Raw genomic sequence first — 12,111 nt, 5'->3', positions numbered from 1 at the left:
CTTAAAGAGCTGTGCAGCTATTTTGCCAGCTCTTTTCATTGCAATCAAGAGTATACCCATTTATAATAAAATGAATAGAACAGTGGAGGTGCAGTGGTGAAAAAGATTGTTTTGATTTCTATGCACGAAGGCGCAGCACAGTTATATCGAGAAAATATCCTCAGTGTATTCGGAGAGAAACTGCTTGATGTACAATGCGTAGTTTTAGGAAAAATGCCGATACCAAAAGAAGCAGAGCTTTATTTGGTACCTAAGAGTGTAATTGAAAGCGAATGCAACGCAGATATTGAAAAAGTTATAGATGTTCCTTTAGGAATTCCTGTAATTGATTTGGTTGTAGAATTTAGAAAGAAAGATATTGAACCACTGAGGAATTTACCTGCCGGAAGAAAATGTCTTTTAGTCAATGCAACGAAAATGCTTGCAATGGAAGTAATTTCAGAACTGCATAATACGATGGGTATTTATCATTTGGAACTTTTTCCATATGGCGGTGATGTGAAAGAGTACGATGTGGATATTGAAACGGCTATTACGGTGGGAGAGCAGGATATGGTTCCTCTGGGTATTCCGCAGATATTGGATTTGGGAATTAGACCGGTAGGACCTGAAACGATTGTAGAAATAGCACTGAATCTGAACTATGAGTTTATTTTAGAACAGCCGGCCTTTCTGGAATACTCTATGGCGTTTGCAAATGATTCAGCAAGAATACGAAGGTGTATTCAGCAGTATCATTACTATGAAAACTCTTTAGATATGATGATTGAACTAATGGAAGCTAGTATTATCGGCATCAATGAAGACGGAAAGATTTTTTGCTGTAACAAAAAGGCAGCGGAACTTTTAAAGTCATCAAAGGAAACGGTCATTGGGTCAGACGCTGAGGTGTGTATTCCTTTTGTTGATTTTAAAACAGTAAAGGAAAGAAAAATAAAAAGTGTATTTTTGACAAAGTACGGAAACACCGATATTAACGTTGCTGTCAATCCAATCATAATGAACGATTTGTTCAAAGGCATTATGCTGGTAATTGAAAAATTTCATGAGCAGGAGAATAAGCAGAGCAAGGCACGTCTGCAGTTGCTCAGGCGTGGACACCATGCTAAATATACATTTGACAATATTGTTGGTGAAAGTAAAAAATTAAAAGACACCTGTGAGTTGGCAAAGAAAATGGCAATGACAAATTCTACTGTATTGATTATCGGTGAAACCGGAACAGGAAAAGAGCTGCTTGCAAGTGCAATTCATAATGCTTCGACAAGAAAGCAAGCCCCATATATTGCAATTAACTGTTCTGCTGTGCCCGAAAACCTTTTGGAAAGTGAGCTTTTCGGTTATGATGAGGGAGCGTTTACAGGCGCTAAAAAAGACGGAAAGCTGGGATTGTTTGAGTATGCACACCAAGGAACGCTATTTCTTGACGAAATAGAGGATATGAGCAATGCACTGCAAATCAAGCTGCTTCGGGTGTTGCAGGAGAAAGAAATTATGCGCATTGGAGGGAACCAAATTATAAAAGTTGATGTGCGAATAATAGCTGCAAGTAATCAGGATTTATATGAGCTTGTTCAGAAAGGAAAATTCAGAAAAGATTTGTACTATAGGCTGAATACCTTACAGCTAGAACTTCCTCCGTTAAGAGAGAGGAAGGAAGATATTATTCCTTTGGTTAAACACTTTATGAAAACCTCCCCTACGCAATTTCGATTTGATGAAGAGGCAAAGGCTGCGCTTTTGTGTCACGAATGGGAAGGAAATATCCGAGAACTGCAAAACTATATTGTGTATTTTGATTGTTTGGATAAGGAATTAATCCTTGTTGAGGATTTGCCGAAGCAGTTTCGAGAAAAACCTAAAGAAAAATCGGAGTTTCGGTTCACTTTAGGCATTTTATACGAGAATTATAAAAAACGAAAGCCGACTGGCAGACGAACAATTGTAGTAGAGGCGGAGAAGAAAGGCATATTCTTGACAGAACAGCAGGTTCGTTCGATTTTTTCTGAGATGGGGGAAAGAGGAATTGTTGAGATTACGAAAGGACGAAGTGGAACCCGCCTTACAGAGAAAGGGTTGGTATTGGCTGAACGTATACTTTAGAATTTGCGAAATCCTTTGGACGCAAACCGCCAAAGGATTTCGCTTTTTAGTTACTGTGTAATTGAAACTTTAGAAATTAATCCCCTTACTGCGCATACCCACATCTAATACCAGACCGATGGCGAACATATTACTCATGATGGATGAACCACCTGCGCTGAGCAGCGGCAGGGTAATACCGGTTACTGGCATAAGCCCCATGGTCATGGCGATGTTTTCAAAGATTTGGAATGCAAACATGCCGATGACACCGGCAACCACCAGGGCGCCGTAAAAGTCTAAAGCGTCTCTGACAATACCTGCCATGCGAACCATTAAAATTGTAAATAATCCGATAACAGCAAGTCCTCCAATCAGTCCCAGTTCTTCGCCGATTACAGAGAAGATAAAGTCAGAGGTCTGTACTGGGATAAAATCCAGTTCTTTCTGCGTACCATTGAAAAGACCTTTTCCGAAGACACCACCAGAACCGATAGCAACTTTGGACTGCCATACCTGCCAGTTGCCGGACAGATTCAGATTATCCGGGTGAAGAAAGGCTTCGATACGCTCTTTCTGATAGTCTGCCATAAAGACATAGGCAACAGGAACGGCCGCAAGAACCAGAGCAAAAAACTTTCCGAAGACTTTCAGATTGATACCTGCAAAGAAAATCATGGCTACCCAGGTGAAAGAGAATACTAAGGCGCTTCCTAAATCTTCTTTCAGCACGATAATGATAATAGGCGCAGCCACAATGCCAGCCTTCAGAAGACCTTTGAAGTTATATAAGTCATCTTTGTGCTCGTTGAGATAGCCTGCCATAATAAGAATAAATAAAAGCTTAACAAATTCTGACGGCTGGATGGTAGTTACCCCCAGGTTAATCCAGGAACGAGCGCCGAACTGCTCCATACCAAGTCCCGGTATGTATACTGAGAGAAGAAGTAGCAGCGACAGCACGTAGAGATACTTTTCCATCCCAGCGAACATATTATAGTTAAAGTTTAAAATTATGACAACACCTATAAATCCAATGAAGTAGGCAATGCACTGTACCACCACTTCTCGGGATATAAATCCACTGCTGATTTGGGTGCTTCCAATCATCAAAATGCTGAGTCCGGCAAGCAGAACAACAACTCCGATGATGACTTTATCGATATTTTTAATTAAATTTGAAAAATAGTTCATAGTTTTCCCCTCTTGTTCTTGACATTATGCCGATTACAACATTATAATATATGTTGTGCGAATATATCAAGATTTAATTACGTAATGCGAAATTTTTTATTGAAAACCTTGAAAATATAAGACGACTTTAGAAGAGACTTGAAGAAAAATTAAAAAAAGAAGGAGGTGCTTTAATGTCTCCAATTATATGGATTATTATCTGTGTAGCAGTACTTGCGCTCGGAATATTAGTAGGCTATATCCTGAGAAAAAATATCGGGGAAAAGGCCATCGGCAGTGCAGAACAGAAAGCAAGAAATTTGATTCTGGACGCTGAGAATAAATCCGAAACGATTAAGAAAGAGATTACATTAGAAGCAAAAGAAGAAGCTCATCGCATGCGAACAGACATTGAGCGAGAGGCAAAAGAGAGAAGAGCTGAGATACAGCGCTCTGAAAGAAGGTTGATTCAGAAAGAAGAGTCAGTTGACAGAAAACTGGAAAACATCGAAAAAAGAGAAGAAAGCATTACTAAACACGAGAAAGAAATCTTAGAAAAGAAACAAGAGTTAGAAGGTTTTGTAGCAAGACAGATTGAGGAATTAGAAAAGATTTCCGGTCTGACTGCTGAAGAAGCGAAAGCTTTGCTTTTGGACGAAATTGAGAAGGATGTCAGACATGACGCTTCTTTGATGATTAAGGATATCGAGTCTAAGGCAAAGGAAGACGCGGACAAGAAAGCCAAAGAAATCATTACTGGAGCAATTCAAAGATGTGCGGCAGACCATGTTGCAGAAAGTACAGTTTCTGTAGTTTCTCTGCCAAACGATGAAATGAAGGGCAGAATTATCGGTCGTGAAGGAAGAAACATCAGAGCGATCGAAACACTGACCGGTGTAGATTTGATTATTGACGATACACCGGAGGCAGTTATCATTTCCGGATTTGATCCAGTAAGACGTGAGATTGCAAGAATCGCACTGGAAAAGCTCATCGTCGATGGTCGAATTCATCCTGCCAGAATTGAAGAAATGGTGGACAAAGCTGAGAGAGAAGTCAATTCAATCATCAAAGAAGAAGGTGAACAGGCAACCTTTGAAGTTGGAATTCACAACCTCCATGGAGAACTTGTGAAGCTTCTGGGAAGACTGAAATACAGAACTTCTTATGGGCAGAATGTGTTAAAACATTCTGTGGAAGTTGCACATTTGGCGGGGCTCATGGCAGGAGAGCTTGGTCTTGATCCAAAGCTGGCCAAGCGTGCAGGATTGCTTCACGACATAGGCAAATCTCTTGACCACGAGTATGAAGGCACCCATGTCGATATCGGCATTCAGATTTTAAAGAAATATAAGGAGTCTGAGGCGGTAATCAACGGCATGGCTGCTCATCACGGGGATTATGAACCTAAGAGTATGGAAGCAGTATTGATTGCTGCTGCTGATGCGCTTTCTGCAGCAAGACCTGGTGCGAGAAGAGAAACCTTAGACGCATATATCAAACGTCTTGAAAAGCTGGAAGAAATCGCGAATACTACGCCTGGTGTAGACAAGTCTTTTGCAATTCAGGCGGGCAGAGAAATCCGTATTATTGCAAAACCGGAAGAAATGAACGATGATGATATTGTCTTGCTGGCCAGGGAAGTTTCCAAGAAGATTGAATCTGAACTGGAATATCCAGGGCAGATTAAAGTCAATGTGGTTAGAGAAACAAGAGCAATCGACTACGCTAAGTAATATCGCAAGTATAACTCCCCATTTCCGATGGGGAGTTCTTTCATGAGAAGGTTTTATGCATAGGTGATAATTTTCTCATAGGATGGCATGCATAGTTATACTTTTGCGAGGAAAGAAGGACAAAAAATAAATGATAAAACAAACGGAACCCAATTACTATAAACGACTTTTGCTGCTGGCAATGCCAATTGTGCTGCAGCAAATTATTTCCGTAAGCTTGAATTTAGTGGACAATATTATGATTGGAAAACTGGGGCCGTTACCGCTTGCGGCGGTAGGTTCTGCGAATCAGGTCTTTGGAATTTATTCTATGATTCTATTTGGGCTGTTTAGCGGGGCGGCAGTGCCACTGGCGCAGTATTTCGGCGTTAGGGACTTTAAGAGTATTCGAGGGATTGTCGGCATGGATGTAATTCTTTGTTTGGTAATGGGTATTCCTACGGTGATTGCAGTGGTTGTCGCAGCACCTGAGGTTATCTCTTTTTTCGCAGATGATCCGCAGGTAATTGCTCTTGGCACCCAGTACATCAGAATTACGGCATTGACCTATTTGACGGTAGGCGTCAGCTATGCTATTGCGTTTAACTCCAGATCGGTTCAGTCACTAAAGGTTCCGACTATCATTAATGTGTGCAGTATTTTGACCAATACTGTGCTCAACTATATGATGATTTACGGTCACGGTGGTTTTAGTGCCATGGGAGTAAAGGGGGCAGCTCTTGCTACACTGATTGCGAGAGTTTTTGAGCTGACTGCGTTAATTACATATCTGTGTGTGGATAAGAATCACCCGTTTCATGGGCGAATTAAGGACTTTACCAGCTTTACCATGGATTTTGTAAAGTCGGTGATGAAGACGGCACTGCCAGTAGTCATCAGTGAAGGAGGCTGGTCTCTTGGGGTCAGCTTGACCTTTGCGGCATACGGCAAAATTAGTGCGCAGGCGTTGGCGGTCATTCAGGTCAGTCAGGTTCTCTGCAATCTTTGTCAGTGTGCATCTTTTGGTGTGGGTAATGCAAATGCAGCGCTAATAGGTGCAACGCTTGGGCAAGGGAAAGGGGAAGAAGCCTATGAAAATTCTAAGAAATATATGGTAATCCAGTGGGGACTTAACGCAATCATGTGCGTGCTGATTTTGCTGCTGCGAAGACCGATTGCTGTAATTTACGATTTTGACGCAGAGACAACACAGATGTTAATGCTTTCTTTGGGAGTCTTTGCATTTACTTTGATACCAAGAATGGCGTCCTATGCGGTACAGTCCGGTATTTTGCGCGCCGGAGGAGATACCTTTTTCTGTATGGTGGTAGAGCTTGTCTGCAATTTAGGCATTGAGGTGGCGTTGGCGTATATCAGCGTACTGGTATTTAAACTGCCGCTGCATCTCTGCATTCTGGTAGCATCCGGCGGAAATCTGGTAAAGGCAATTGTCGAATACAAGCGATATCTTGGAAAAAAATGGATTAATACAATCATTTGAGCATATAGGAGAAAAGAATGTTTGTTTATTTGGATAACAGTGCGACCACTCGTCAGTATGAACGGGTGACGGAAGTGATGAAAACTTCCATGGAAGAAAACTATGGGAATCCGTCTTCCCTGCATAAACTGGGACTTGCGGCAGAAAAGCAGATGCGACAAAGCCGCAAAACGGTAGCGGATTCACTGGGGGCAAAGGAAGACGAAGTATTTTTTACATCGGGAGGAACAGAAAGTGATAACACCGCACTTTTTGGTGTTGCCCGCGCAAGAAAACGGACAGGCAAAAAAATCATTACAACTAAGGTGGAACATCCTGCCGTGATGGAAAGCTGTAAGGCGCTTGAAGCAGAGGGCTTTCAGGTGGAATACATCGGCGTGGACGATAAGTGCCGTTTGAATATGGAAGAACTGCATGCTGCCATCAACGAGGACACGATTCTGATTTCGATTATGGCAGTCAACAATGAAACAGGAACGATTATGCCCATAGAGGAAATCGCAAAGATAAAGGAAAACGCGTTGCTGCACACAGACGCAGTGCAGGCCTATGGGAAAATTTCTCTGGAACATACTGGCGCTGATTTGATTTCTGTCAGCGGACACAAAATTCATGGCCCAAAGGGGATTGGCGCGCTTTATGTGCGGAAAGGGATTCGATTGCCGGCTTTTGTTGTAGGCGGCGGACAGGAAAGGCATATGCGTTCAGGAACAGAAAATGTGCCCGCCATACTGGGATTTGGCGAGGCCGTGGAGATTTCTCAGAAAACATTTGCTGAACGTGTTAGAACTATGGGAAAAGCCAGAGAACACCTGCTTGCAGGGCTTTTAGATCAGGTGCCTGATATCAAAATTAACAGCCCGGACGATGGTGCAGTAAGTGTGCTCAACGTTTCATTTTTGGGAACAAGAGGAGAAGTTTTGCTGCACACACTGGAGCAGGACGATATCTATGTATCCACAGGGTCAGCCTGTTCTTCCAATAAAAAAGGGCGCAGTCATGTGCTTGCTGCCATGGGTCTTACGGATAAAGAAATCGAAGGTGCGATTCGTTTCAGTTTCAATGAATTTAACACCATAGAAGAAATGGACTACGTAATTGATAAAGTGAAAAACGCTGTGAGCCGCTTTAGGCGACTGGGCAGTTTTAGATAATAGTTTGCTGCGAATTAGTAAAGTTTGCAGTTTTAATGGAAGGTTGTGCCAAAAGGACTATTCGAAAGGTATTTGCACAACTTTGCGGATACAGTTGAATGAAAGCTGTGTAAATCAGCGCGAAATAGGTCAATCTGCACAACAAGGTTGTGCAAAATAGGGAATTTGAAGTGTGTCTGCACAACCTTGTGAAGACAGAAATCAGGTGGGTTGTGCAAACTGAAGCAGAACGCAGCTAATCTACACAACTAAGTTGTGCAAGACATGGTAATCAAATGATATCTGCACAACCCTGCGTATATAACAGGTTCCAGAGTTGTGCAAATCGATGGAAAAGTAATTAATCTGCACAACAGCGTAATGAATTATGAGATAGTAGAAGGGAAAGAAAATGAACGAACAGAATATTTTTATTGTCCGTTGCGGTGAAGTGGCTTTAAAAGGTATGAATAAGCCGTATTTTGAGCGAATGCTGGTAGATCGGATTCGAAAAAATCTAAAGGAATTTGATGCGGTAGATGTGAGACGACATGAAGGTCTAATCTTCGTCAGAGCAGATAAAAAATACGACAAGGAACAACTGATCAAACAGATTTCAAAGGTTTTCGGTGTGGCATCTATCAGCCCGGCTGTGGAGGCACCGAGCAATCTTGATGCAATCGGTGAAGAGGCTGTCAAATACATGATGGAACTGATTGAGACCAAAGGCGTCAAGACCTTTAAAGTAGAGGCTAAACGTGCAGATAAAAATTTCCCGGTCAAGTCGCCGGATATCGGCAGAATCATCGGTGCAAAGGTGCTGATCGGCTGCAAGGTGCTAAAAGTAGATGTGCACAATCCGGACGTTCATCTTTTTGTCGATGTACGTCATGATAAATCTTATATTTATCAGCAGAAAATCGCTGGCTTTGGAGGGCTTCCTCTTGGCACTAACGGCAAAGGCATGGTGCTGCTTTCCGGCGGAATTGACAGCCCGGTAGCGGCGTGGATGATGGCAAAGCGAGGCATGGTCATCGAGGCGGTGCATTTCCATTCCTATCCGTACACCAGCCAGCGTGCCCAGGAAAAAGTAGAAGATCTGGCGCGCATTGTGGCATCCTACTGCGGAAATTTTAAAATGCATGTGATTAATCTGCTACCGATTCAGGAGCAGATTGTACAGAACTGTCCGGAAGAAGAAACCACTATTTTGGTGCGTCGCTTTATGATGCGCATTGCTGAAAAGATTGCCGAAAAGAATCGCGCCATGATGCTGATTACTGGCGAAAATCTGGGGCAGGTGGCAAGCCAGACTGCAGAGGCGCTGGTGGTGACCGATGCCTGCGTGAAGATGCCAGTGATGAGACCGCTCATAGCCATGGACAAAGTTGATATCATGGATAAAGCCGAAGAAATTGGCACCTTTGAAACATCCATTCAGCCATATGAAGACTGCTGTACCGTATTCCTGCCTAAGCATCCGACAACAAAACCAAAACTGGAACGTATTTTGGAATCGGAAAGTCATCTGGATGTAGACGCATTGGTTGATGCGGCAGTGGCATCAGCCGAAGTTGTACAGATTCGACAAAATTAGTAAGATTCCCCCTTTTTCTCTTAAAGACAAGACGCTAAGTCAGAATTATAATAGAGGAAAGGGGGTTTTTATATGGATACAATGTTTCATTTAAAAGACAGTATGCTGGTGGCAGAACTTTGCGGAGAAATTGACCACCATGTCTGTGATAAAATTAGAGAAGATATAGATAAAGAGCTGGAACTGTACGAAGTAAAGCATCTGGTTTTTGACTTTAAAGGTGTAACTTTTATGGACAGTTCCGGAATCGGCGTGGTGCTGGGGCGATATAAAAAACTGAAAAAAAATGGAGGGACTGTAACCATTCGCAGTGCAAACAAGCTGGTAAAGCAAATTCTCGACATGTCGGGAATTTTTACATTGATGGAATATAAGGAAGAGGAGGAAGAAGATGGAGAGTAATTTTGTAACGATAGAGTTTGAGGCAATGCCGCAAAATCAGGGTTTTGCCAGAGCGATTGCAGCTTCCTATGCGGCGCAGCTTGATCCTACCGTAGAAGAGCTGACAGAGATTAAAACTGCAGTATCTGAAGCCGTAAGCAATGCAGTGATTCACGGATATCAGCGAAAGGGCGAGGGAAAGATTGTCATGGAATTTAAGACTATCGACCGAGATAAAATTTTTATTAAAATTGCTGATTTTGGTAAAGGAATACCCGATGTAAAAAAAGCTATGGAACCGATGTTTTCTACAGAGGAAGAAAAGGAAATGAGTGGTATGGGCTTTACCGTGATGGAAAGTTTTACGGACAAAGTTTTTGTAGAGTCAGAGCCGGGCAAGGGAACAGCGGTGACTTTGATTAAGTATCTGGACGTTTACCATGGCATATAAATACGTGCCGATTCCAAAAGCCGATACATATGAACTGATTAAAAAAGCGCAGAATGGTGACGAAGAAGCTTTGAGTTTGCTGTGCGAGCAAAATACAGGGCTTGTAAAAAAGATGGCGCTGAAGTTTACGACCTCTGAGTACGAAGCAGAGGATCTGATTCAAATCGGGTATATTGGGCTTTTAAAGGCAGTCAATAAATTTCAGCCGGAGTTTAACGTGATGTTTTCTACCTACGCTGTTCCAATCATCATGGGGGAATTGAAACGTTTTTTTCGGGACAATGGGAGAATTAAGGCAAGTCGGAGCTTGAAGTCGGAAATCTATGCGCTAAAAAAAGCACAGGAAACTCTTTGTGGTAAAGACGGAAAACAGCCGAAACTGAGCCAGATTGCTGAATTTATGGGGGTTTCCACAGAACGGGTCTTAGAAGTTATGGAGGCTGCAACAGCACTTTCTAATGTGGTCAGCCTGGACAGTCAGCCAGTAGAGGAAGAATATAACACATATTACAGACAGAGTTCGCCGGAAAACAACTTGGATAGCATTATGATTAAGAAAGAAATCGAACATCTGCCCATGCGTGAACGACAGGTACTCGTACTGCGGTATTATAAGGATATGACGCAGCAGGAAATTGCAAGAATTATGGGGATTTCACAGGTGCAGGTTTCAAGAATTGAAAAGAGAGCCCTGACAGAGATAAGACAAAAAATGGCAGAGTAAAAATTTGCAAGTGAGTCGAAAATAACTCACCTTTTTCTTTCGACAATTTGTCGCAATAAATGCGAAAAACGCTTGCAAAAATCGCTGAAAAGTGGTTTACTATATATGTATGCTGTTATTTTTATAACAAACAAAAACAGCATAGTCTGATACGGTTAAATACTCCTTCCGAAAGGGAAGGACCGTTATTATAATTTAAGGAGGCATTTACATGAACTTTCAACTAACGAAGGAACAAGAATTCGTAAGAAAAATGGTAAGAGAATTCGCCACTAACGAAGTTGAACCATTAGCTGCAGAAATTGACCAGGAACACAGATTTCCAGTGGAAACTGTAGAAAAAATGGCAAAGTACGGCATGCTGGGCGTTCCATTCCCAACTGAGTACGGTGGAGCAGGCGGAGATCACATCTCCTATGCAATCACTGTAGAAGAATTATCCAGAGTTTGTGCATCCACAGGCGTTATCTGTTCTGCACATACTTCTCTGTGCTGCTGGCCGATTTTTAACTGGGGTAACGAGGACCAGAAGAGAAAATACCTGCCAGACCTGTTATCCGGCAAGAAGTTAGGCGCTTTCGGTCTGACAGAACCTAACGCAGGTACAGACGCATCCGGACAGCAGACTAGAGCTGAACTGGTTGATGGTAAATGGATTTTAAACGGTGCGAAAGTATTCATCACCAATGGTGGATATGCTGACGTTTTCGTTGTAATGGCTATGACCGACAAGAAAAAAGGAAACCACGGTATTTCTGCATTCATCGTTGAAAAAGGCGACGAAGGTTTCTCCATCGGTAAGACTGAAGACAAGATGGGTATCTGCGCATCTTCCACTACTGAACTTATTTTCCAGAACTGCGTAATTCCTGAAGACAGACTGCTGGGTCAGGTTGGCGAAGGATTCAAAGTTGCAATGTCCACACTGGACGGCGGTCGTATCGGTATCGCTTCCCAGGCTCTGGGTATCGCACAGGGCGCATTCGACGTTACAGTTGAATACATGAACGCAAGAAAGCAGTTCGGCAAGAAGCTGTCTCAGATGCAGGCACTGCAGTTTGCTATGGCTGATTTGAAGACTAAGATTGAAGCTGCAAGACTGTTAATCTACAGAGCTGCTGACATGAAGGATAAGCACATGGCATACGGAGAAGCTGCTGCAATGGCTAAGTTGTTCGCTGCTGAAACTGCCATGGAAGTAACTACTAAGTGTGTACAGTACCACGGCGGATACGGATACACCAAGGATTATCCGGTAGAAAGAATGATGAGAGACGCGAAGATTACTGAAATCTACGAAGGAACTTCTGAAGTTCAGAGAATGGTAATCGCTGCGAACACTTTCAAGAAATAA

At 42.6% G+C, this 12,111-nt stretch carries 10 protein-coding genes; 9 read left to right on the top strand and 1 reads right to left on the bottom strand.

Annotated features, from left to right (window positions below):
* Positions 1-96 precede the first annotated feature (96 nt).
* A complete protein-coding gene (locus tag NFR88_RS00485; RefSeq protein WP_251612626.1) occupies positions 97-2,103 on the top strand; it encodes a sigma 54-interacting transcriptional regulator in 2,007 nt (668 codons plus the stop codon).
* A gap of 69 nt (positions 2,104-2,172) precedes the next feature.
* Here NFR88_RS00485 and NFR88_RS00480 read toward each other — a convergent pair whose 3' ends face one another.
* The gene (locus NFR88_RS00480; protein ID WP_161908230.1) at positions 2,173-3,276 is read right to left on the bottom strand and encodes an FtsW/RodA/SpoVE family cell cycle protein; all 1,104 of its coding nucleotides are present in this window, start codon (positions 3,274-3,276) and stop codon (positions 2,173-2,175) included.
* A 173-nt stretch (positions 3,277-3,449) separates the two neighbouring features.
* On the opposite strand from NFR88_RS00480, the gene rny reads away from it, so the two are divergent.
* The 8 genes from rny (at position 3,450) to NFR88_RS00440 (ending at position 12,111) form a co-directional block, all read left to right on the top strand.
* A complete protein-coding gene (gene rny, locus NFR88_RS00475; protein WP_160201280.1) occupies positions 3,450-4,991 on the top strand; it encodes a ribonuclease Y in 1,542 nt (513 codons plus the stop codon).
* A gap of 130 nt (positions 4,992-5,121) precedes the next feature.
* Entirely contained in the window at positions 5,122-6,471 is a 1,350-nt protein-coding gene (locus tag NFR88_RS00470) for an MATE family efflux transporter (protein ID WP_160201279.1), read from the top strand.
* 17 nt (positions 6,472-6,488) lie between these two features.
* Positions 6,489-7,625 carry a cysteine desulfurase family protein gene (locus tag NFR88_RS00465; RefSeq protein ID WP_251612623.1) on the top strand — a complete coding sequence of 379 codons (1,137 nt, stop codon included), beginning with the start codon at positions 6,489-6,491 and terminating at the stop codon, positions 7,623-7,625.
* Between the two features lie 391 nt (positions 7,626-8,016).
* Entirely contained in the window at positions 8,017-9,201 is a 1,185-nt protein-coding gene (thiI, locus tag NFR88_RS00460) for a tRNA uracil 4-sulfurtransferase ThiI (protein ID WP_160201277.1), read from the top strand.
* A 72-nt stretch (positions 9,202-9,273) separates the two neighbouring features.
* Complete coding sequence (gene spoIIAA, locus NFR88_RS00455; protein ID WP_160201276.1) at positions 9,274-9,603, top strand: anti-sigma F factor antagonist; 330 nt, start codon at positions 9,274-9,276, stop codon at positions 9,601-9,603.
* Positions 9,593-10,033 carry an anti-sigma F factor gene (gene spoIIAB / locus NFR88_RS00450; RefSeq protein WP_160201275.1) on the top strand — a complete coding sequence of 147 codons (441 nt, stop codon included), beginning with the start codon at positions 9,593-9,595 and terminating at the stop codon, positions 10,031-10,033. Before spoIIAA ends, spoIIAB begins: the two co-directional genes overlap by 11 nt.
* Positions 10,023-10,757, top strand: a complete 735-nt coding sequence (locus NFR88_RS00445; protein ID WP_160201274.1) for a sigma-70 family RNA polymerase sigma factor — start codon at positions 10,023-10,025, stop codon at positions 10,755-10,757. Before spoIIAB ends, NFR88_RS00445 begins: the two co-directional genes overlap by 11 nt.
* A 211-nt stretch (positions 10,758-10,968) precedes the next feature.
* The gene (locus NFR88_RS00440; protein ID WP_161908226.1) at positions 10,969-12,111 is read left to right on the top strand and encodes an acyl-CoA dehydrogenase; all 1,143 of its coding nucleotides are present in this window, start codon (positions 10,969-10,971) and stop codon (positions 12,109-12,111) included.

It is taken from the genome of Senimuribacter intestinalis, assembly GCF_943192965.1.
Lineage (GTDB): Bacteria > Bacillota > Clostridia > Peptostreptococcales > Anaerovoracaceae > Senimuribacter > Senimuribacter intestinalis.
The sequence above is the reverse complement of the archived record's forward strand: the minus strand, read 5'-3'. Positions and strand labels throughout refer to the sequence as shown.

Coding starts and splice junctions, on each gene's coding strand:
- NFR88_RS00470 (WP_160201279.1), top strand. CDS start 5,122: ATGATAAAACAAACGGAACCCAATTACTATAAACGACTTTTGCTGCTG.
- spoIIAA (WP_160201276.1), top strand. CDS start 9,274: ATGGATACAATGTTTCATTTAAAAGACAGTATGCTGGTGGCAGAACTT.
- spoIIAB (WP_160201275.1), top strand. CDS start 9,593: ATGGAGAGTAATTTTGTAACGATAGAGTTTGAGGCAATGCCGCAAAAT.
- rny (WP_160201280.1), top strand. CDS start 3,450: ATGTCTCCAATTATATGGATTATTATCTGTGTAGCAGTACTTGCGCTC.
- NFR88_RS00440 (WP_161908226.1), top strand. CDS start 10,969: ATGAACTTTCAACTAACGAAGGAACAAGAATTCGTAAGAAAAATGGTA.
- NFR88_RS00445 (WP_160201274.1), top strand. CDS start 10,023: ATGGCATATAAATACGTGCCGATTCCAAAAGCCGATACATATGAACTG.
- thiI (WP_160201277.1), top strand. CDS start 8,017: ATGAACGAACAGAATATTTTTATTGTCCGTTGCGGTGAAGTGGCTTTA.
- NFR88_RS00480 (WP_161908230.1), bottom strand. CDS start 3,276: ATGAACTATTTTTCAAATTTAATTAAAAATATCGATAAAGTCATCATC.
- NFR88_RS00465 (WP_251612623.1), top strand. CDS start 6,489: ATGTTTGTTTATTTGGATAACAGTGCGACCACTCGTCAGTATGAACGG.